Origin of the sequence: Actinoplanes lobatus (genome assembly GCF_014205215.1) — a bacterium.
GTDB lineage: Bacteria > Actinomycetota > Actinomycetes > Mycobacteriales > Micromonosporaceae > Actinoplanes > Actinoplanes lobatus.
This window is the reverse complement of the sequence record NZ_JACHNC010000001.1, coordinates 6110850-6131227: the sequence shown is the minus strand read 5'-3', so window position 1 is coordinate 6131227 and position 20378 is coordinate 6110850. Positions and strand designations below refer to the sequence as shown.

Here is a 20378-nt window from a genome sequence, read left to right as displayed (position 1 = left end):
CCCGCTCCGGCCCGTGCCGCGCCCGCCGGGCGCAGATCGGTGCCCGGGCAGGCCGGCCCGACCGGTACTTGCGCCTGTGCCGCCGGTCACGACCGATTCACCGCCCGCCTTTCGGTCCCGCCCGGGCGGGTGGTCACACTTTCACCGGCGGCCTCGAAAGAGCCTCACATCACCCTCTGGGGCGGATGAGGTGACCATGACCTGCGGGTACGGTCGGACACATGCCCAAGGACCCGTCGCGCACCTGGCCGCGATCGTCCGCGTGGCTCATCGTCGTGCGCCGGCTGACTTCGCTCGTGTTGAGCCTGTCTCCGCTCTTCCTGGTGGCCGACCGTCGTCTCCGCCGGTCGCTGTCGCGCGTCCCCGCGCTCCTGGCCGGCATTCAGGATCGCGCCCGCACGCTGTCGACCGGCCGCACCCGGAGAGCCGGGGACGGCCTCCCCGCGCCGGTGACCCCGAGCCGACTGCCGGCCGTGCTTCTCCACCGGGCCGCGACCGGATTCTCCGCGCTCCTGACCGTGACCCGCCGGAGCGCTGAGGAGCGGCTCGCGGAAGTGCCGGCCGCGGCAGGCCGCCGAGCGCGACGGCATCTGCATCTGCACCTTCCGCACATCGCCGCATTGCCGGCCGCGGCCCGCCGCCGGGCGGTGCGGCGTCTTCGCGAGTTCCCACCACGGATCGTGGCGGCCCGCGCCCGGACGACACGGTGGCTGCGGCTGTTCCTGCCCCGGGTCCCCGGCCTGCTGGCTGCCGCCGGTCAAGGCGCGTGGCGACGACTCCACCTGCTGGTGGCCGCCTCTCAGGGCGCGTGGCGGCGTCTCCACCTGCTGCTGGCCCGGATCCCGACGGTGCGCCGCCGCCGGGACGCTCTCGCCCGGTGGCACGCCGAGGCGGTCGAGGCCCAGCGCTACGCCGTCGAGGTGCTGGTCGCGGCCACCCGCGCCGCCGAGGCCGCCGACCGCTGGCGGGAGCACTGGCGGCAGACCGATCAGGCCGCCGCCGAGGCCTGGCAGAGCTGGCAGGACGCCGAGGAGCGGCTGGCGCGGATCCGCACGGCCGCCGCGTTCCGGACACCGCGCACCCGGCGGACCGTCGCCGAGTACGCCGACCGCGCCCGCTTCCTGCACCGCGCCGCCGCGGCCGCCGTCGAGCGCGGTGACCTGCCCGCCACGGTGCTGGCCGACCTGGCCTCCGGCGAGGGCGGCTGGAATCCGAAGCTGCACCCGGTCGACCAGGAGCTGGTCCTGGGCCGGGCGATCGCCGCCGTCCGCCATCAGCTGTACCGGTGGGCCGCCGCCACCGAGGCGACCGCCTGGCACGACGCCCAGCTCGCCGTCGCCGCCCGGGACAGCCTGCGCCGCGAGGCGAACGCCGCGTCCGCCCGCGCCGAGGCCCGGCGCCACCGGCTCCGGGCGGCCGGGAACGCGTCCCGGTCAGCGATGGGGCCGGCGTGGTCGTCCTGGCGCCACGGTTGGACGACAGCCGGACAGCCCCACGGCCGAGCGACGGCCGGACAGCCCCACGGCTGGACGACGGCCGGACAGCCCCACGCCTGGACGACGGCCGGACAGCCCCACGCCTGGACGACGGCCGAAGAGCGCCAGCGGGTGAGGCGTCCCGCCATCGAGTGGGCGGCGGCGGTCACCAGAGCCCGGTCGTAACTGACGACGAAGACGACCACCTGCACATGGTCGGCCCGCTCGTCGAGCCCGTCGAGGATGACGTCGGGCCGGCCGGTCAGCGTGCTCGGCTCCAGGTTGACGAAGAGTGCACGTCGAGAAGGACGTCAGGCAGGATCTGACGCGCTGTCATGGCGCTCACCCTTGGTTCATCGGCATCCTGCCGAACCTGTTGAGCCGCTCGCCGGGCGGGGCGCGGACCGGGTGACGGACCGCTCACGCCCGGCGGGCGCGGCACGGCCGGAACGGTGCAGAGCGGCCGCGCGGCGCGGGCGGGGCGGTTTTCTTGCGGTTGGGGGCTTTTTTGCCCGTACGATCAGAGGGGTTTTGTCAGTAGGTAGTCGTCGATGTCGGGGTTCCAGGCCAGGTCGATGGCGCCCGCCGTCGCGGCGGCCTTGGCGAACTGGAGGAAGCTGCGGTAGCCGAGCTTCTTCTCGCTGAAGTCGGGGGCGACCTTGCGCACCCGGTTCTTGAGGCCGGAGAGGGCGACCGGCCCGGCGTCCGCGACCACCGTCTTGAGCAGGGCGAACGCGGCCTCGCGGTCGCCGTGTTCGGGCAGTGAGATCTCCGGGTCGCCCTTGGCCTGGCCGTCGCCGAGTTCGATGACGTTGCGGCCGGCGAGGTGGCGCAGCAGTTCGCCGAAGGCGCGGAAGCCGTAGTCGGCCTCGCTGAACGTCGGGTCCTTGCGCAGCAGGGTGCGTTTGAGGATGGAGGCGGTGACCGTGCCGCTGGCGCTGTGCTGAAGGCCGGAAACGGTCTGTGCGACCAGGGTCGCCAGTGACTCCGGGTCGCGGGCGGGTGTGTCGGCGACGGTTTCCGGGACCGGCACGGGTTCCGGCCGAGCGGGGGTCTTGGCGGGGCGGGTACGCGACGGAGCGGGGGCCGGGATCTCGACGCCTTCGAGGCGGTCGTAGAACAGGAACTCGTCGCAGGCGGGCGGCAGCAGGGCCGAGGTGGTGCGCTCGACGCCGACGCCGATCACCCGCTTGTTGAGTTCGCGCAGCTTGTGGACGAGTGGGGTGAAGTCGCTGTCGCCGGTGCAGAGGACGAACGTCGAGATGTAGGCGCGTTCGAAGGCGAGTTCCAGGGCATCGACGACCATTTTGATGTCGGCGGCGTTCTTGCGGGAGGCGCCCATCTTCTGCGGGATGTCGATGAGTTCCACGTGCGAACGGGTCAGCAGGCGGCGGTCCTCGTCGAAGTAGGACCAGTCGGCGTACGCCCTGCGCACCACCACCCGGCCGCGCTCGGCCAGGGCGTCGGTGACCGGCCGCAGGTCGAAGGTCATGCCGCCGAGGTGGTCGCGGGCGCCGATCGCCAGGTTCTCGTAGTCCAGGAACAGGGCGATGCGTTCTTCTTGGTCCACACTGCGAGCCTATCTGCGCATCGCCTCGCGCACGTTGATCAGCAGGACCAACAGCGCAGCGGCGAAAAAGGTGAACGTGACGACGTAGCGGCCGTCGTACCAGAGCAGGACCAGTGCCCCGATCGCGGCGGCCGCCAGGATCAGGCGCAGCAGGACGGCCAGGAACTTGCCGCGGACCAGGCCTTCCACGGCGAGCAGGCCGAGCAGCAGGGCCAGGGCGATGTCGCTTCCCCCGGTGCCCAGCGGGAAGGCGAGGGCGCCGAGCGCGCCCAGGATCAGCGGGGTGCTCAGAACCGCCCACCACGACATGATCCGGCCACGGACGCCGGTGGCGGGTTCCAGCGGGACGCGGCGGTGCAGCAGGTGGGCGTGCGGGTGGTCGGTCAGCGGCGCGGCGGTGGCGGCGCCGGCCAGTTCGTCGGCGAGGCGGGTGTGTTCCATGCGCAGGTTGAGCAGCCGGCGTTCGTCCGGGAGCAGGCCACGGACCTCGGCCGAGCCGGCCGGGAGCCCGGCCGCGGCGACGGCGAGTTCCTGCCGCAGGGTGGTGATCTGGTCGTCGAGGGCGGTGAGGCGGTCGTGGTCGCGTTTCAGGCGGATCTCGGCGAGTTTGCGTTCGGCCTCCGGATTGGGGGCGACCTTCGCGAGGCCGGCCCAGCCGATCGGGTCGGCCCAGGGCTGCCGGACCGTGCCGTCGCGGCTGTAGCGCGGGCCGGCCGGGCCGCGTTCGCCGCCGAGCCGGTCGCGGGTGTCGCGGCCCCACAGGCCGCGGAAGTCGCGGACCCACGGGGTGTCGTCGCCGATCAGGACCGGGTGCCACGGTTCGTCGTGGCCGGGGCCGACGGCGCGGCCGTCGCCGCGGGCGTAGTCGACGTACGGGATGCCGACCGACGGGTGGTGCTCGTGGTGCCAGGGCGCGAACAGCCGGGCCGACCAGCGCAGCGCCCCGACCAGGCCGCGCAGTTTCGGCGGCTTGACCGTGATCAGGTAGTCGCCGGGCAGGTAGGCGCCGGAGTGCGAGCCGGCGCCGACGAAGACCACCGGGTGCCGGTCGGCGTAGACCGTGAGGTCCGGGTCGTCCCAGCGGCGCCGCAGGTCGTCGCCGGTCTCCTCGTGGGCGGAGAAGACCACCCAGCGGGGCGGCGGCAGCCCGTCCGGGCCGGTGGCGGTGCCGTCGAGGTAGACGGTGACCTGTTCCCAGTCGGCCTCGTGCTCGTTGACGCCGCCGAACGCGGACCGCCAGTTGTTGAAGCTGTAGAAGTACCAGTACTGGCAGACGATCCACGGGTCGTCGCGCAGCACCCGGCCGTAGTAGGTGGGCCGGTCCGCCCGGAGGTGGTCGCGTTGCAGCAGGAACGACTGGGCGGCGCTGCCGCCGGGCACGCTGCCACGGAACAGCAGGGAGAACCGGTTGATGGCGTCGAGCAGCCGGGCGGTCGGGCCGACCGAGGCGAGCCGGCTGGACCGGCGCAGGTGGGGTGGTCGTTCCCGCAGCGGGATGTGCGCGTGCCGGTCGTTGGCGCCGATGCCGGACAGCGAGTAGCCGGCGTCGGCGGGCAGCCGGTCCAGGGTGAGCCCGCCCGGGGGCGCCTCCTGCTCCGGGCCGCTGCCGGGCCGGGCACGCCACAGGCTGGCACGGCCCACGTACCGTTCGACCGAGACGGGGAAGAAGTACTCCCCTTCGGTGAACCGGGCCACCGGTTCGTAGGCGCGCAGCAGGCGCAGGTCGTCCTCGATAACCCCGAGGTTAGCGGCCCGCCCCGGGCGGCCGGCCGCGTCCCCCGTCCGGGTGTGACCGGTCAGCGGCGCAGCGCCTTACGGGCCAGGTGGTTGCCGAGGAACTGGCCGGCCTGGACGATCGCGATGATCACCGCGACGGTGATGTAGACGACCACCCAGTTGTAGCGCTGGGACCCGTAGGTGACCGCGAAGTCGCCGAGGCCGCCGCCGCCGAAGAGCCCGGCCTGGGCGGACATGTCCACCACGCCGACGAAGATGAACGTGTAGCCCAGGATGACCGGGCCGAGCGCCTCCGGGACGACCACGGTCAGCAGGATGCTCAACGGCCGGGCGCCGGCCGCCCGGGCCGCCTCGATGACTCCCGGCTCGACGGCCAGCAGGTTCTGCTCGATGATCCGGCTGACCGCGAAGGCGGCCGCCAGCGACAGCGCGAAGGTGACCGCGTCGGTGCCGATGGTGGTGCCGATCGTGACCAGCATGAGCGGCTGGATGGCGGTCAGGAAGATGACGAACGGGATCGGGCGGATCACGTTCACCAGGATGTTGACCACCAGGTAGACCGCCCGGTTGGCGAGCAGGCCACCGGACCGGGTCGCGTAGAGCACCAGGCCCAGGCCGAGGCCGAGCAGGCCGCCGGCCACCACCGAGACGGTGACGATGTAGAACGTCTGCCAGATGGCCTCGCGGAAGACCGGCAGATTCGCGATGAACTCGTCCACGTCAGCCGTTCTCCTCGGTCAGGTCCACGCCGTCGGCGCGCAGCGCCGCCAGCGCCGCGTCGATGCCCTCGTCCGGTCCGGTCAGCTCGAAGGTGAGGCTGCCGACCGCCCGTTCCTGCAGCTCGCTGATGCCGCCGTAGATGATCCCGGCCGCCACCTGATGCTCCAGGAACGTCCGGGCCAGCGCGGTCTGGAAGCCGGTACGGTCGCGGATCGCGACGGTCACGATCCGCCCGCCGTGGGTGTGCCGCAGCCGGGCCAGGGTCTCCGGTGACGGCCGGTCGCGCAGCGCGCCGCGGACGAAGTCGGCCGTCGCGGCGCTCTTCGGGTGGGCGAAGACGTCGTAGAGCGTGCCGGACTCGGCGATGCGGCCGCCGTCCATCACCGCGACCCGGTCGGCGACGGCCCGGATCACGTCCAGCTCGTGGGTGATCAGGACGATGGTGACGCCGAGTTCCCGGTTGACCCGGCCGAGCAGTGCCAGTACCTCGGCGGTGGTCTTCGGGTCGAGCGCGCTGGTGGCCTCGTCGGCGAGCAGCAGCGACGGTTCGGTGGCCAGCGCGCGGGCGATGCCGACCCGCTGCTTCTGCCCGCCGGACAGCTGCTCGGGGTGGTCGTGGGCGCGGTCGAGCAGGCCCACGAAGTCGAGCAGCCGGGCCACCCGGCGGTCCCGTTCGGCCCGGCCGATCCCGGCCACCTTGAGCGGGTAGGCCACGTTGCCGGCGACGGTCCGGGACCGGAACAGGTTGAACTGCTGGAAGATCATGCCGATGTCGCGGCGCAGGCCCCGCCGGTCGCGTTCCGGCAGGGCGCCGATCTCGTGGTCGCCGACGAACACCTGGCCGCTGGTCGGTGACTCCAGGCCGTTGATCAGGCGGATCAGGGTGCTCTTGCCGGCTCCGGAGTGGCCGATGATCCCGAAGACCTCGCCCTCGGCGACGTCGAGGCTGACGTCGTCGAGGGCCACCACGCGGCCGCCGTCGCGGCCGCGGGTGAAGGTCTTCGAGACATGGCTCAGGCGTACGTGTGTCACGCCTACCTACCTGCCGCGGCGGCCTGGTCCTGCACCTTGGCGAGCAGCGCCTGGAGGTCGGCCGCGGAGACCGTGCGCAGCACCGCCACACCGCCGTTGGCCTCCTGGAGACCCTGCTCCACGGCCGGGTCGTGGTAGAGCTCGGCGAGCTTGAGGTAGGTCGGGTCGTCCTTGTCCGCGGCGCGGGCGGCGAAGATGTTGACGTACGGGGCGGCGGACGCGCTGGCCGGGTCGTCCTGGAAGATCGCCGCCTCCTTGGGCAGCTTCGCGCTGGTCGCGTAGTTGATGTTCACGATGGACGCGGCCACCGAGCCGCTCTGGAGCGCGTTCGCGGTCTGCGACGCGTCCAGCGGCACCACCTCGACCTTGGTGCTCTCGACGTCGGCGGTGCTGGAGAAGGCGGTGCCGCCGTTCTTCAGGGTGAGCAGCCCGGCCGCCTGGAGCACGAGCAGGCCGCGCGCCTGGTTGATGGCGTCGTTCGGAATGGCGATCTTGGCGTTGGCCGGCAGCTCGGACGGCGCCTTGTGCTTCAGCGAGTAGAGCGGCAGCGGGTAGACCGCAGTGGACCCGATCGGCTGGAGGTCGTCCTTGGCGGTGACGTTGTAGTTCGCCAGGTACTGGATGTGCTGGAACTGGTTGAGCTCCAGCTGCTTCTCCTTCAGCGCCGGGTTGGGCTGGCTGTAGTCGTTGAAGTTGACCAGCTCGACGGTCACGCCGAGGCGCTGCTTCGCCAGATCGGCGTAGGTGCGCCAGTAGGGCTGGGCGGCGTCGGCGACACCGATGCGCACGGTCTTCGCCTCGGTGGACTCGTCGTCCGAGGTGGTGACCACGGCGATGGCCACACCGGCGGCGGCCACGACGGCGACGGTCGCCGCGATCCACGGCCAGCGGCTGCGGCGGCGGGCCGGCAGTTGCGGTTCAGACATCACATCTCCTTGAGTGATCTTGGCGAGTAACCTACTTTTTCTATAGGAGATGTGCGTACTGTGTCCACAGGGTATTCGGTGTGACGTACGACCCAGTCCCGTTAATAGATCGTTTTAAATGCATTGGTACGTTGCCCGCATGAGACCCATGCTCAGCAGGACCGTCGCCGTCACCGCGGCCGTCCTCACCGTCGTCCTCGGCATCCAGGCCGGCGCCCAGGCCGCCCCCACCCCCGGCAGCCCCGGCATCGGCGACGTCTACTACCCGGAGTACGGCAACGGCGGCTACGACGTCGGCCACTACGACATCCGCCTGCGCTACTACCCGGACACCGACCGCCTGACCGGCACCACCACGATTCTCGCCACCGCCACCCAGGACCTGTCCGCCTTCAACCTGGACTTCGCCCTGGCCACCCAGTCGGTGCGGGTCAACAACCGGGCCGCCACCTTCGCCCGGCAGAGCGACCACGAACTGGTCGTCACCCCGGCCCGGCCGATCACCAAGGGCAGCCAGGTGACCGTCGTGGTGGAGTACGACGACATCCCGTCACAGGTCGTGGCGTCCGGCTTCACCTCGTGGAACCGTACGGCCGACGGCGCGCTCGCCGTCAACGAGCCGGAGATCGCCTGGTGGTGGTACCCGAGCAACGACCACCCCACCGACAAGGCCAGTTTCGACGTGTCGGTGCTGGTCCCGGACGGCGTCGAGGTGATCTCCAACGGCACCCCGACCCGGTGGGCGCAGCAGGCTCTGGTGGGCTGGGACCGCTGGTCGTGGCGGCAGGAGCGGCCGCAGGCCACCTATCTGACGTTCCTGGCGATCGGTGACTTCGACACCTACCGGGACACCTCCGCCGACGGCAGCCCGATCGTCACCGCGTACAACACCCGCCTCGACGAGGCCACCGCGGCGGCCGCCCGGGCCAGCGTGGAACGCAGCGACGAGATCGTCGACTGGGCGGCCGGCAAGTTCGGGCCCTACGCGTTCACCGCCCGCGGCGGCGTGGTCACCGGCATCAGCGATCAGGGCTTCGCCCTGGAGACCCAGACCCGTCCGGTGTACGACGGAGTCTCCTTCACCCGCGGCAGCAACAACTCGCTCGTGGTCCACGAACTGGCGCACCAGTGGTTCGGCGACTCGGTGGCGCTCGGCCAGTGGAAGGACATCTGGCTCAACGAGGGCTTCGCGTCGTACGCCCAGTGGCTGTGGTCGGAGGACCAGAACGAGGGCACCGCCGACGAGATCGCCGACTACGTCTACTCGGTCGCCCACCCGGCCGACGACCCGTTCTGGCAGGTGCTGCCCGGCGACCCCGGCCCCACCCGCCTGTTCCACAGCGCGGTCTACGACCGTGGCGCCCTCACCGCCCACCACCTGCGCAAACTGGTCGGCGACGAGAAGTTCTTCGCCATCCTCCAGGCGTGGACCAGCACCAACCGCGACGGCGACGGCACCACCGGAGAGTTCCAGGCGCTCGCCGAGAGGATCTCCGGCGTGGACCTGGACGCGTTCCTGCAGACGTGGCTCTACACCCCGGGCCGCCCCGGCCTGGGCATCTCGGCACTGAGCGTCCCGTCCGAGCCGAAGTCCTGGGCCAAGATCTCCGCCGCCCACGACGAGGCGCACCACCACTGACGGTCAGGGATGCGCGCGCCGCCACCGTCGTCCGGTGGCGGCCGCGATCCCGTGCACCATCCGTGCCAGGCCGGCGGCGCCCTCCGCGTCGTCGGCCCGGCGGACCGTCCTCAGGATGGGCGCGACCTCGTCGAGCTCGATGCCGTCGCGCAGCAACAGGAAGTGCAGGACCATCCCGGCGAGGCGGGCGTTGCCGTCGTCGTACGGGTGGAAGAACGCCACGTCCAGGTAGGCGCGGGCGGCGCGGGCGGTCACCGGCACTCCCCGGTCGGCGCTCTGGGCCAGGCAGGTGGCGAAATCCCGCTGGGTGCCGACGCTCAGCCCGTACCGCTCCCGGCCGTTCTTGGCGAACGCCGGACCGCGACGGAAACGCGCCACCGCGACCCCGCGCCCGATGCCGTTCCACCGGGCCGTCAGGTCCGTGGTGAGAGCGGCACCGGCGGCCGCCTCCCGCCGCACGTCGGCGTAGGACGCCAGCAGGCGCGGGCTCTCCCGCGCGAAGTGGGCGAAGCCGTCGTGCAGCGCGGGCGACGGCGTGACCGGATGCGGAACCACGTCACGCCAGGCGACCTCCTCCCGCACCCGCCGCCACACCGCCAGGTGGTCAGGCGTCACCGGTCGCCCGTTGCGCGAAGCGCTCGGCCACCACCAGGACGTCCTTGCGCTTCGGCTCCACCCAGCTCGAGAAACTGCCACCGACCGCGTGCCCGATCAGCGGCCCTCGCCGGGACTCCTCGACACCGGCCGCCTCCAGGAACCAGCTCAGGACGGTGGTGCAGCACGAGTACCAGCCGGACTCGTACTCGGTGCGGTCGCCGACCGCGGTGATCAGGTGGGCGACCGCACGCTCCCAGGGTTCCGGGTCGCCGTCCGGCACCGGCAGGAAGCGGTCGAACCGTTCGGCCAGGTCGGCCAGGAAGTCGTGCCACTCCAGCACGGCCGCGACGATCGCGGCGGTGGTCGCCTCCGGGGTGCTCACCGAGTGGCCGAAACAGCACCAGCTGCCGACCGGGCCACCGTCGAAGTCGCCCTCGCCGACCGACCACCGCCAGCCGGTCACCCAGGGTCCGTACCGCTCGACGATCCCCTCGGCGACGATGTCGAGCCAGAGGCCCCGGAGGCGGGAGTCGTCGTCGCGGTCGGGGATCTCGGACGCCGCGACCAGGGCCGCGACCACGCCCGGCACCGTCGCCGGGTCGAAGTCGCGGCCGGTCACGTCGACGTCGGCCCAGGTCAGGCTGGTCGGGTGGGGTACGCGCGGTGGCGGCCAGTCACCGACGTACTGGGTGATGCCGGGAGCGCGCACGGCCTGCCATGTGTCGGGTCCCGGCGCGGCGGCCGCGAACCGGCCCGGCGTGCCGGTGGCCAGTTCGACCGTCAGCTCGTGGAAGGCGACGATGCCCGTGGCGAGCCGGTCGAGCGTGTCGTCCGGCGTCGTCACCATGGGCAGGCTGGTCAGCCAGACCGGGATCCGGCCGCGGCCCTCGTGGTCCCGCATCTCCAGGGTGTAGCGCCAGCCCACCACCCAGTCACCGAGCCGCTCCACCAGGGCGGCGACCATGTGGTCGAACCAGATGCCGGCGAGCCGCCAGTCGGCACCGGCGGGCGGCATCGCGGCGACCGGCGGCAGTGACCGCACCAGCGCCCGCATGGTGGCCGGATCGACGTCGCGCCCGACCGGATCGACGTCCTGCCAGGTGAGTCGACTGAACTCGGGGAGCCGGGGCCGCTGCATCGAGATGACTATAGGGTCGGGGCGGTGCGGTTCGAACAGTTGGAGTACCTGACGGCGGTGATTCGCCACGGGTCTCTGCGCCGCGCCGGGGAGCACCTGCACGTGTCCCAGTCGGCGCTCAGCGAGGCGATCAGCACCCTGGAGCGGGAGCTGGGCGTACCCCTGCTGGAGCGGCACCGGTCGGGGGCGCGGGTGAGCCGCGAGGGCCGTGACCTGTTGCCGTTGATGACCGAGATTCTGGCCGGGGTGACGCAGCTCAAGGCGGCGGCCCGCGATCACGCGCGGACCAGCCGGGCGATCCGGGTCGGCACGGTCAACGCCGGGACGTCGGTGCTGCTGGTGCCGACCGTCCGCGAGTTCGGGGCCGGGCACCCGAACACGTCGGTCGACGTCGCCACGATGTTCCAGCCGGAGATCGAGGAGGGCCTGCTGGAGGGCCGCCTCGACGTGGGCCTGGTGAACGTCTTCCCGGGTGACGACATCCCGGCGGTCCTGCACCGGACGACGCTGCTGCACGGCACTCCGGCGGTCTGCTGCCGCACCGACGACCCGCTCGCCGCCCAGGACCGGATCAGCGTCGACGACCTGCGGGCACGCGCCTTCGTGGGGATGCGGCCGGGTTATCTGATGCACCGGCTCGCGCAGCGGCTGTTCGGTGGTGATCCGCCGCCGGAGACGTATTCGGCGGACGGCGCCGAGATGGGCAAGTCGCTGGTGGCCAGCGGCACCGGACCGGCCATCCTGCCGGACTACAGCATCGCCGGTGACCCGCTGGAACAGGCCGGGCTGATCACCATGCGGCCGCTGGCCGAGGAGGTGCCGCCGGTGATGATGGTGCTGTTGCGGCGCCGGTTCGACCGGGTGCCGCCGACGATCCTGGACTTCGAGGAGACCATCGTGCGGCTCGCCCGTTCGACGTAGCCGAAGGGGTGTTCGGCACCGCCGGTCACTTCAGCACTTGCCTCTCCCACAAAATCTAGCGAGCCTATAGGTATTGCGTTGAAAGGGCTCGCATGTCTCTCAAGTTCCACTGGTTCCTGCCCACCAACGGCGGCGACGGACGGCACGTCGTCGGCGGCGGTCACGGCGTCTCCGCAGGCGGCTCCGGCCGCCCCGCCGATGTCGCCTACCTCACCCAGGTGGCCCGCGCCGCCGAGGACAACGGCTTCGAGGCCGCCCTCACCCCGACCGGCGCCTGGTGCGAGGACGCCTGGCTGAGCACCGCGATGCTCAGCCAGACCACCGACCGCCTCAAGTTCCTGGTCGCCTTCCGGCCCGGTGTGATCTCGCCGTTCCTGGCCGCGCAGATGGCCGGCACCTTCCAGAACATGTCCGGCGGCCGCCTGCTGCTCAACGTCGTCACCGGCGGGGAGAGCCACGAGCAGCGGATGTACGGCGACTTCCTGGACAAGGACGCCCGCTACCGCCGCTGCGACGAGTTCCTGGGCATCGTGCGCCGGCTGTGGGCCGGGGAGACCGTCGACTTCCAGGGCGAGCACCTGTCCGTCAGCGCGGCCGCCCTCAGCCAGATCCCGGACCCGATTCCGGACGTCTACTTCGGCGGTTCCTCGCCGGCCGCCGGGATCGTCGCCGCCAAGCACGCCGACGTCTACCTGACCTGGGGCGAGCCGCCGTCGGCGGTGGCCGAAAAGATCGCGTGGATCCGGAAACTCGCCGCGGAACAGGGCCGGACGATCCGGTTCGGCATCCGGATGCACACCATCACCCGCGACACCGCCGAGGAGGCGTGGGCCGAGGCCGACCGGCTGCTCGCCGGGATTCCGCCGGAGACGATCGCCAAGGTCCAGGCCGGGCTGCAGCTGTCCGAGTCGGAGGGCCAGAAGCGGATGCTGGACCTTCACGGCGGCAAGACCGCGAACCTGGAGATCTACCCCAACGTGTGGGCCGGCGTCGGCCTGGTCCGCGGCGGCGCCGGCACCGCCCTGGTCGGCAGCCACGAGCAGGTCGCCGACCGGATCGCCGAGTACGCGGCGCTCGGCATCGAGGAGTTCGTGCTGTCGGCGTACCCGCATCTGGAGGGCGCCTACTGGTTCGGCGAGGGCGTCCTGCCGATCCTGGCCGAACGCGGGCTGTGGAAGGACGAACGGCCACGCCGCCGGAGCAGCCCCACCGTGCCGTTCGCCGCCGTGGGACGAGCCGTGCGGTGACCTCCTTCACCACCAATCAGGACCTCGATCCGGTACGCCTGCGCCAGGCGTTCGGGGTCTTCCCCAGTGGCGTGGTGGCCGTTGCCGCGGCCGTCGACGGCATCCTGGTGGGCCTGGCCGCCAGCTCGTTCACCTCGGTGAGCCTGGACCCGCCGCTGGTGTCGGTGTCGATCGCCAACACCTCGAAGACGTGGCCGGACCTGCGCCGGGCCGGCCGCCTCGGGGTCACCGTGCTGGCCGCCCATCACGGCGACCTGTGCCGGCGGCTCGCCGGGCCGGTCGAGCACCGGTTCGACGGGGCCGCCGCGTCGGCCGCCGAGACCGGCGCGGTGACCATCGACGACGGGCTCGCCCGGTTCGACTGCTCCATCTACCGCGAGGTGACGGCCGGCGACCACACCATCGTGCTGCTGCGCCTGCACGCCGCCGACCACAGCACGGACCAGGACGGCGGGCCGCTGGTGTTCCACCGTTCCGGATTCGGGCGCGTTTCCCCGTACCGCTGAAAAAGGAGATCTCCCCATGCCCACCTCTCGCCGTCGTCTCCTGATCGGCGCCGCCGGCGCCGCGTTTCTCGCCGGCTGCGGCGGGACGGAATCCGGCGCGAGCGCCGACAGCGCCTCGGGGACGCTGCGCATCGGCTACCAGCGGTTCGGCGGGCTGAGCCTGTCCAAGGCACGCGGGGACGCGCCGGACGCGGAATGGTCACTGTTCGAGAGCGGGCCGGCGCTCACCGAGGCGCTCAAGGCGGGCGCCATCGACATCGGCCAGACCGGCGAGGCGCCGCCCATCTTCGCCGCGGCCGGCAAGATCAACTTCAAGATCATCGGTACGAGCGAGCCCGTCCCCCAGGGTGAAGCCGTCATGGTCAAGGCGGCCAAGGGCTACAAGACGTTCGCCGACCTCAAGGGCAAGACGGTGGCGCTGAACAAGGGCTCCAACGTCAACTGGCTGCTCGTGAAGCTCCTCGAACAGGCGAACCTGACCATCGGCGACATCAACGTGAAGTACCTGAAACCCGCCGAGGGCCGCCCCGCCTTCGACTCCGATCAGGTCGACGCCTGGATCATCTGGGACCCGTACTTCGCACTCGCCGAACAGCCCGGTGTCCAGGTCCTGGCGGACGCCACCGGCCTCGCCAACAACCGCGAATACCTGCTGGCCGCCCCGGAGGCGGTCACCGGCAAGACCGACCTGATCCGCACGTTCCTCGCCAAATACCGGGCCACCACCGACTGGGGCATCGCCAACCCGGCCGAACGCGCGAAGATCCTCGCCCCCGAACTCAAGATCGACGAGGCGACCACCACCCGCGCCCTGGCCCGCAGCGCCAAACCGCTCGCCCCGATCACCCCGGAAATCGGCACCGAGCTCCAGACCATCGCCGACGGGTTCACCGAGCTCGGTCTCATCCCGGTCGAGGTGAAGATCGCCGAACGCATCGACGAGCAGTTCAACGAGGCCCTGCTGTGACCGCGGTCGCCGACCCGCCCGCCCTGCGCAGCCGCGCTCCCCTGCGGCGGCGCACCCGCGGGCCGCGCCGCTGGTACCGGCTGATCAGCCCACTCGTACTGCTCGTGCTCTGGGAGACGGCCGCCCGCACCGGCGTCCTGCCCGAGGAGAAGGTGCCCGCCCCCAGCCTGGTCGCCCAGACCGGCTGGCGGCTGGCCACCGAGGGACAGCTCAGCGAACACCTGCTCGACTCGCTCACCCGGGCCGCCGCCGGCCTGCTCATCGGCGGCACCCTGGCCGTGGCGCTGGCCGCCACCGCCGCCCTGCTGCGCATCGGCGACAACGCCATCGACCCGCCGGTGCAGATGGCCCGCATGCTGCCGCACCTCGGACTCGTGCCACTGCTGATCATCTGGGTCGGCATCGGCGAGGAACTGAAGATCAGCCTGGTCGCGCTGGGCAGCTTCTTCCCGCTCTACTTCAACACGTACGCCGGGATCCGCGACATCGATCAGCGGCTCGTCGAGGCCGCCAAGACGTGCGGGCTCAACCAGTGGGAGCGGCTGCGGCACGTGGTGCTGCCCGGCGCCCTGCCGTCGCTGTTCCTCGGACTGCGGCTGGCGATCGGCGCCGCCTGGCTCAGCCTGGTCGTCGGCGAGCAGGTCAACGCCCAGACCGGCATCGGCTTCCTGATGATGGAGGCCCGCGAGTTCGCGCAGACCGACGTGGTCGTCTTCGGCCTGCTCGTCTACGCGGCTCTCGGGCTGCTCTCCGACACCCTGATCCGGATCGCGGAACGGAGGACCCTCGCATGGCGACGCGGCCTGCAGGCGACCTGACCGTACGGGTCACCGGCCTGCGCCGGGCCTTCGGCGACACGGTCGTCCTGGACGGCGCCGACCTCACCGTCGGCCGCGGCGAGGTGGTCGCCCTGCTCGGCGGCAGCGGCTCCGGCAAGAGCACCCTGCTGCGGGCGCTCGCCGGACTCGACCCGGAGGCCACCGGCGACATCACCGTCCCCGACAGCTACGGCGTCGTCTTCCAGGAGCACCGCCTGCTGCCGTGGAAGCGGGTCGCCGACAACGTGGCGCTCGGCCTGCCCGGCGCGGGCGCCCGGACCCGCGCGCTGGCCGCCCTCACCGAGGTGGGTCTCGGTGACCGCGGTGACGCCTGGCCGGCCGAGCTGTCCGGCGGCCAGTCCCAGCGGGTCGCGGTCGCCCGCGCCCTGGTCCGCGAACCGGAGCTGCTGCTGCTCGACGAACCGTTCGGGGCGCTCGACGCGCTGACCCGGCTGCGGATGCAACAGCTGCTGCAACGCCTGCGCGACCGGCACGGCTTCGCCGCCCTGCTGGTCACCCACGACGTGGACGAGGCGCTGCTGCTGGCCGACCGGGCCCTCGTCCTGGAGGGCGGGCGGATCGCCGAGGAGCTGCCGATCGGCCTGCCGCGGCCGCGCCATCAGGACGATCCCGGCTTCGGCGGACTGCGCCGGCACCTGCTCGACCGTCTGGGTGTTCCGGCGGTTTGACCTTCGCCCCGGGTGAAGGTCGAAACTTGGCGGCATGGACGGACTCCTGCCGATCGGCGCGTTCTCCCGGGCGACGCTGATCTCGGCCAACACGTTGCGGGCCTACCACGAGTCGGGGCTGCTGGAACCGGCCGTGGTCGACCCGCGTACCGGGTATCGCGGCTACCGGGTCGCCCAGTTCGGGGACGCGGCGGTCATCCGGCACCTGCGGGAGCTGGATGTGCCGCTGGCCGCGATCCGGGAGATCCTGGCGGCCCGCGATCCGGAGGTCACCCGGCGGCTGCTGGCCGAGCACCGGGACCGGACGCTCGAACGGGCGGCCCACCTGGAACGGGTGCTGCGCACCACCGGAGAACTGCTGGACGCGCCGGAAATGGTGACCCCGGCCGCGGTCATCGAGCGGGTCCTGCCGCCGGTCCGCGCGTTCACGATCACCCGCGAGGTGGCCGAGGACGACTTCGCCGGATTCCTGGGCGAGGCGTTTCGGCAGCTCACAGCCGTCGCCGCAGTGGGGCCGCCGGGCGCTGTGTTCCCGGCCGAGTACCGGGACGAGCCGGTGCCGGTGACCGCCTACATGCCCGCCGACGACGGGCCCACCCTGCTGCCGGGCGGACGGTTCGCGGTCTTCGAGTTCACCGGGCCGTACCGGGAGATGACCACCGGCTACCGGTCGCTGGGCGCCTGGCTGGCCGGAACCGGGATGGCCATCGCCGGGCCGGTCCGGGAGTCCTACCTGATCGGCCCGGGCGACGGTGTGCCCGAGGACCGCTATCGCACCGACATCTGCTGGCCCCTACATCTCACGGAGAAATGATGCTCAAGCTGGAGAACATCACGTTCGACTGCGCCGACGCCGCGGAGCTGGCCGGATTCTGGTCACGGGCGCTGGAACGGCCGGTCGACGACGGCGCGAACCGGTTCCACGCCACCATCGGCTCGGCCGACACCGGCCCCACGCTCATGTTCCTCCAGGTCGGCGAGCGGAAGGCGGCGAAGAACCGCTGCCATCTCGACTTCTCCTCCGACGACCGGGAGACCGAGGTCAAGCGGTTGCTCGGCCTCGGCGCGACCCACGAGGCCGAACACGACGAATACGGCGTCCGCTGGACGGTCCTGCGCGACCCCTCGGGCAACGAGTTCTGCGTCGCGGGCGTATAGTCGGCGGCACTCCGCTTCCGGCTCAGGAGACACGTCGCAGACGAGCCCGGGACCCCGCTGACGGGGAGGAGGTGGCGACTCGATGTTCGCTGCCTGCTTTACGGAGATTCACATGGATTTCGGCCTCGGCCTCCCCATCAGCGCGCCCGCCCGCCTGCTCGACTGGGCCCGCTCGGCGGAAGCACACCACTTCGACAGCCTGGCCCTGCTGGACCGGCTGACCTTCGACAACCCCGAACCGTTGATCACCCTGGCCGCTCTGGCCGGCGCCACCTCCCGTATCCGTCTGCAGACCGAGGTGCTGCTCGGCCCGCTCCGGCAGACCGCCCTGCTGGCCAAGCAGGTCGCCACGCTGGACCGGATGTCCGGCGGCCGGTTCGTGCTCGGTATCGGCGTCGGCGGCCGGGCCGACGACCACGACGCCGCCGGCACGCCTCTTCACCGGCGGGGACGCGCCCTCGACGAGCAACTTCCCGCCCTCCGCCGGATCTGGCGGGGCGAGCCGTACGCCGGGACGACGATCGGCCCGCGCCCGGTCACCGCGAACGGCCCGGAGATCCTCATCGGAGGATTCGCCCGGCCGGCGCTGCGCCGGATCGCGGAACACGCCGACGGTTTCCTCTGCGCGGCCCCGCTGTCCTGGGCCGGTCCTCTGGTTCAGACGGTGAATGAGGAGTGGGCGGCGGCCGGCCGGGCCGGCCGCCCCCGGCTGGTCTGCCAGATCAACGTGGCGGTCGGCTCAGCGGCCACCATCGAACAGGCCAACCGGGCGGTCGCCGGCTACTACGCCTTCACCGGCCGGGCCGGCTGGGGCGCGCCACTGTCCGATCCGGCCCAGATCGCCGAAACAGTGGCGGCGTACCGCGAGTTCGGCGCCGACGAACTCGTCTTCTACTGCTACGGCGAGAATCCGTCGCAGGTCGAGGCCCTCGCCGAGATCGTGCACTAGCCGAGGGCGCCGGCCAGCTCCGGACAGGTGGGGCGGGCCGGCGCGCCGGCGCCGAGCATGATGGCCGGCGAGACAGAAGCCGGGTTCGGGCCTCACACAGTGGGAGGGTCAACCGTTTGCACAGTTTGCATCCTTAGGATCCGGGACCTCTTGGCCCCCACCAAGAGGAATCCCCCAACAAGGAGTCAACCTGTGAGTATCAGAAAGAGAGCGGCACTCGTCTCAGCCCTGGCGACCTGTGCCGCGGCGGCCGTCGTCGCATGGCCGTCGATGGGACACGCGGCGGCCGCCTACTACGTCTCCCCCACCGGCAGCGACAGCGCGGCCGGTACGGCGTCGGCCCCGTTCAAGTCGATCGCGAAGGCGCAGACCGTGGCCGCGGCCGGTGACACGGTTTATCTGCGTGGCGGGACCTACGCGTACACCACGGCGACCGCCAGTTGCTCCAGCCAGACCGCGGTGGTCGACGCGATCACGCTGAGCAAGAGCGGCACGTCGGGCAGCCCGATCAGCTACGTGAACTACCCGGGTGAGAAGCCGGTCTTCAGCTTCGCCGGGATGACCGGTGTGAACTGCCGGATCAAGGGCTTCGACGTGACCGGCAGCTATCTGTACCTGCGCGGCATCGAGATCACCGGGGTGCCGCAGAACAACAGCCTCAACCACGAGTCGTGGGGCGTGTGGATCTCCGGCAGCAACAACACGTTCGAGAAGCTGAACACGCACAACAACATGGGCCCGGGGCTGTTCATCGCCAAGGGCGGCAACAATCTGGTGCTCAACTCGGATTCGCACGACAACTACGACCCGTACAGCTCGAACGGGGCCGGTGAGAACGGTGACGGGTTCGGCGCGCACATCGCGGCCGGCTATTCCGGAAACGTGTTCCGCGGCTGCCGGGCGTGGTGGAACTCCGACGACGGCTTCGACCTGATCAACGCCTATGCGCCGGTGACGATCGAGAACTCGTGGGCGTGGCGCAACGGCTACCTCCCGCAGACCACGACGGCATCCGGCAACGGGGCCGGTTTCAAGGCCGGAGGGTACGGCGGGGTCTATGTCTCCAATGGCGCGAAGCACACCGTGAAGAACTCGGTGGCGTTCCTGAACCGGGGTCCCGGTTTCTACAGCAACCACCACCCGGTCGCCAACGACTACTTCAACAACACGGCCTACAGCAACGGCATCGGTTTCAACATGCTCGGGATCAACTCCAGCGGCGCCGCGGTCGGCCTCGGGACATTGAAGAACAACATTTCGTACGGGGGGACGCTCACCGCCGACATGAGCGGCACGAGCGCGTCCTACAACTCGTGGAACATCGGGGTGACGATGTCCGACGCGCAGTTCCAGAGCGTGTCGACGACCGGCTGGAACGTGTCCCGGCAGTCGAACGGCGACTTGCCGGTGCTGACCTCGCTGCACCTGGCGTCGACCAGCACGCTGATCGACAAGGGCACGAATGTGGGTATCGCCTACCACGGCGCGGCCCCTGACCTGGGCGCGTTCGAGACCAGCTGATCCTCCTCTGTCCGGACCGTCAGGGCCGCGCCTTGACGGTCCGGGCGAGCACGGCCGGCGGCAGCCCGGCCAGCGCCACGGTCTCCCGGCTGAGGTGGGCCTGGTCCACGTAGCCGGCCCGGACCGCGAGCTCGCCGAGGCCGCCCGTCGAGTCCAGCAGGTCCAGGAAACGGCGGAATCGCAGCACCCGGTGCATGGTCTTGGGGCCGTAGCCGACGGCCGCGGTGAACCGGCGCCGCAGCTGGCGGTCGCCGATGTCCAGCCGCCCGCTGAGGTCGTGGACCTGTGTGTGCGGGTCGTCCAGCCACCGCACCGCCGCCAGCATGGCCGGGTCCGGTGGCCGTTCCTCGGCGAACCCACCGGAGATCGTCACGAGCCGGTGCAGCGCCTCGGCCGGTGGCAGGTCGTCCGGCAGTCGCCGGGCCGCGTCGGGGCGCAGGTCGGACAGGTCGACGCGGAGGTTCCGCAGCGGGTCCAGCGGCATGCCGAGCAGCGGTCCTCCGGCGCCCGGCCTCAGCCGTACCCCCATCATGATCGTTGCGGCCGGAACCGTGGCCGGCATCGGCCCGGTGTCCGGGCCGGCGAGAAACGCGCCCCGCCCCTGTTCCCAGATAAGGTCAACGCAGCCGTCCGGCAGCACCAGCGCCGACGAGTCGCCGGCGGAGGCGGTCCGGCGCCACAGGCAGGCCACGGAGCCACGCAGCGAAGACGGCGGCGCCAACTCCTCGTAGCCCATGGCTCCCAGTATCGCCGGGTGTCCGTTTCCTA

The 20378-nt window shown here is 71.5% G+C and carries 20 protein-coding genes; 12 read left to right on the top strand and 8 right to left on the bottom strand.

Annotation, left to right across the window (positions count from 1 at the left end; all coding sequences use genetic code 11):
- Nucleotides 1-221 precede the first annotated feature (221 nt).
- Nucleotides 222-1661, top strand: a complete 1440-nt coding sequence (locus BJ964_RS28115) for a hypothetical protein (protein ID WP_188123484.1) — start codon at nt 222-224, stop codon at nt 1659-1661.
- Nucleotides 1662-1995: 334 nt separating this feature from the next.
- On the opposite strand, the gene BJ964_RS28110 is transcribed toward BJ964_RS28115, so the two are convergent.
- The 5 genes from BJ964_RS28110 to BJ964_RS28090 form a co-directional block, all read right to left on the bottom strand.
- On the bottom strand, nt 1996-3045 hold the full coding sequence (locus tag BJ964_RS28110; RefSeq protein WP_188123483.1) for an NYN domain-containing protein: 1050 nt from the start codon (nt 3043-3045) through the stop codon (nt 1996-1998).
- Nucleotides 3046-3054: 9 nt separating this feature from the next.
- On the bottom strand, nt 3055-4740 hold the full coding sequence (locus BJ964_RS28105; protein ID WP_229806766.1) for a hypothetical protein: 1686 nt from the start codon (nt 4738-4740) through the stop codon (nt 3055-3057).
- A gap of 101 nt (nt 4741-4841) precedes the next feature.
- The gene (locus BJ964_RS28100; protein ID WP_188123482.1) at nt 4842-5501 is read right to left on the bottom strand and encodes a methionine ABC transporter permease; all 660 of its coding nucleotides are present in this window, start codon (nt 5499-5501) and stop codon (nt 4842-4844) included.
- 1 nt (nt 5502) lies between these two features.
- A complete protein-coding gene (locus BJ964_RS28095) occupies nt 5503-6534 on the bottom strand; it encodes a methionine ABC transporter ATP-binding protein (RefSeq protein WP_188123481.1) in 1032 nt (343 codons plus the stop codon).
- Between the two features lie 2 nt (nt 6535-6536).
- Nucleotides 6537-7460: a MetQ/NlpA family ABC transporter substrate-binding protein gene (locus BJ964_RS28090; protein ID WP_188123480.1), complete on the bottom strand. Its 924-nt coding sequence runs from the start codon at nt 7458-7460 to the stop codon at nt 6537-6539.
- A 139-nt stretch (nt 7461-7599) separates the two neighbouring features.
- On the opposite strand from BJ964_RS28090, the gene BJ964_RS28085 reads away from it, so the two are divergent.
- Nucleotides 7600-9099 (top strand): M1 family metallopeptidase, encoded by a 1500-nt coding sequence (locus BJ964_RS28085; RefSeq protein ID WP_188123479.1) that lies wholly within the window; start codon nt 7600-7602, stop codon nt 9097-9099.
- 3 nt (nt 9100-9102) lie between these two features.
- Here the strand turns inward: BJ964_RS28085 and BJ964_RS47420 are convergent, their stop codons facing one another.
- Both BJ964_RS47420 and BJ964_RS28075 read right to left on the bottom strand, forming a co-directional pair.
- Nucleotides 9103-9714 carry a hypothetical protein gene (locus BJ964_RS47420; protein ID WP_203832588.1) on the bottom strand — a complete coding sequence of 204 codons (612 nt, stop codon included), beginning with the start codon at nt 9712-9714 and terminating at the stop codon, nt 9103-9105.
- Nucleotides 9704-10834 (bottom strand): hypothetical protein, encoded by a 1131-nt coding sequence (locus tag BJ964_RS28075; protein ID WP_188123478.1) that lies wholly within the window; start codon nt 10832-10834, stop codon nt 9704-9706. The genes BJ964_RS47420 and BJ964_RS28075 overlap by 11 nt, the downstream gene beginning before the upstream one ends.
- Before the next feature lie 24 nt (nt 10835-10858).
- Between BJ964_RS28075 and BJ964_RS28070 the strand changes: the two genes are divergently transcribed.
- The 10 genes from BJ964_RS28070 to BJ964_RS28025 all read left to right on the top strand — a co-directional run bounded on the left by BJ964_RS28070 (nt 10859) and on the right by BJ964_RS28025 (nt 19610).
- Complete coding sequence (locus BJ964_RS28070) at nt 10859-11755, top strand: LysR family transcriptional regulator (protein WP_229806765.1); 897 nt, start codon at nt 10859-10861, stop codon at nt 11753-11755.
- A gap of 92 nt (nt 11756-11847) precedes the next feature.
- A complete protein-coding gene (locus tag BJ964_RS28065) occupies nt 11848-13002 on the top strand; it encodes an LLM class flavin-dependent oxidoreductase (protein ID WP_188123477.1) in 1155 nt (384 codons plus the stop codon).
- Entirely contained in the window at nt 12999-13508 is a 510-nt protein-coding gene (locus BJ964_RS28060) for a flavin reductase family protein (RefSeq protein WP_188123476.1), read from the top strand. The genes BJ964_RS28065 and BJ964_RS28060 overlap by 4 nt, the downstream gene beginning before the upstream one ends.
- Nucleotides 13509-13524: 16 nt before the next feature.
- Nucleotides 13525-14475 carry an aliphatic sulfonate ABC transporter substrate-binding protein gene (locus tag BJ964_RS28055; RefSeq protein ID WP_188123475.1) on the top strand — a complete coding sequence of 317 codons (951 nt, stop codon included), beginning with the start codon at nt 13525-13527 and terminating at the stop codon, nt 14473-14475.
- Complete coding sequence (locus BJ964_RS28050; RefSeq protein WP_188123474.1) at nt 14472-15293, top strand: ABC transporter permease; 822 nt, start codon at nt 14472-14474, stop codon at nt 15291-15293. Before BJ964_RS28055 ends, BJ964_RS28050 begins: the two co-directional genes overlap by 4 nt.
- On the top strand, nt 15266-15982 hold the full coding sequence (locus BJ964_RS28045) for an ABC transporter ATP-binding protein (RefSeq protein ID WP_188123473.1): 717 nt from the start codon (nt 15266-15268) through the stop codon (nt 15980-15982). Before BJ964_RS28050 ends, BJ964_RS28045 begins: the two co-directional genes overlap by 28 nt.
- 34 nt (nt 15983-16016) lie before the next feature.
- A complete protein-coding gene (locus BJ964_RS28040) occupies nt 16017-16796 on the top strand; it encodes a MerR family transcriptional regulator (protein WP_188123472.1) in 780 nt (259 codons plus the stop codon).
- Nucleotides 16796-17140 carry a VOC family protein gene (locus BJ964_RS28035; protein WP_203832587.1) on the top strand — a complete coding sequence of 115 codons (345 nt, stop codon included), beginning with the start codon at nt 16796-16798 and terminating at the stop codon, nt 17138-17140. The genes BJ964_RS28040 and BJ964_RS28035 overlap by 1 nt, the downstream gene beginning before the upstream one ends.
- 112 nt (nt 17141-17252) lie before the next feature.
- Entirely contained in the window at nt 17253-18089 is an 837-nt protein-coding gene (locus tag BJ964_RS28030) for an LLM class flavin-dependent oxidoreductase (protein WP_188123470.1), read from the top strand.
- A gap of 192 nt (nt 18090-18281) precedes the next feature.
- Complete coding sequence (locus BJ964_RS28025) at nt 18282-19610, top strand: right-handed parallel beta-helix repeat-containing protein (protein ID WP_203832586.1); 1329 nt, start codon at nt 18282-18284, stop codon at nt 19608-19610.
- A gap of 19 nt (nt 19611-19629) precedes the next feature.
- Here BJ964_RS28025 and BJ964_RS28020 read toward each other — a convergent pair whose 3' ends face one another.
- Nucleotides 19630-20346, bottom strand: coding sequence for a helix-turn-helix domain-containing protein (locus tag BJ964_RS28020; RefSeq protein WP_188123469.1), 717 nt, complete (start codon nt 20344-20346; stop codon nt 19630-19632).
- Nucleotides 20347-20378: the final 32 nt, after the last annotated feature.